Origin of the sequence: Methylobacterium sp. CCH7-A2, assembly GCF_001557075.1 — a bacterium.
Classification (GTDB): Bacteria; Pseudomonadota; Alphaproteobacteria; order Rhizobiales; family Beijerinckiaceae; genus Allobosea; species Allobosea massiliensis.
Map to the genome: position 1 here is coordinate 1 of NZ_LSKN01000025.1, position 412 is coordinate 412.

Consider the following 412-nt stretch of genomic DNA (forward strand, 5'->3'; position numbering starts at 1 on the left):
GCCAGGAACCGGCCCTGGTTGGTTGTCTCGGGATTGGCGTCGGTGAAGGCCTTGATCTTCGCCGCGTCGGGCTTGCCATCGGCGCCCGGCAGCCTCGCCTGCAGGAAAGCCAGCATCTGCTCTGGAGACTTCACAAAGTTAACGGGCGCGTTGACCATCACGAACTCGCTCTGACCAGGGCCGTCTGGATCGATCCTCAGCGCCAGGCCGCGATTCACCGTCTTGGTCGCATCCGCGACCTTGGCGTTGCCGCCTCCGACGGAGAACCGCACCACGGCGGCTCGTTCGCCGGAAAATGCGGGCGACTGCGACAGCTGCCGGGCTTCGGCCGTCGGCGTGAAGCGGGCGGCGAAGCACTGGCCCTTCGCACCGCTGGGGCGCGTCGACTGCTTGCCGGACAAGGTGCGCATGG

1 protein-coding gene is annotated in these 412 nt (G+C 67.2%); it reads right to left on the reverse strand.

Translation table 11 applies throughout. The features are described from left to right. Positions 1 to 412 (reverse strand): catalase (locus AX750_RS02315; RefSeq protein WP_156462425.1); only part of this gene is annotated, 412 nt, incomplete at both ends.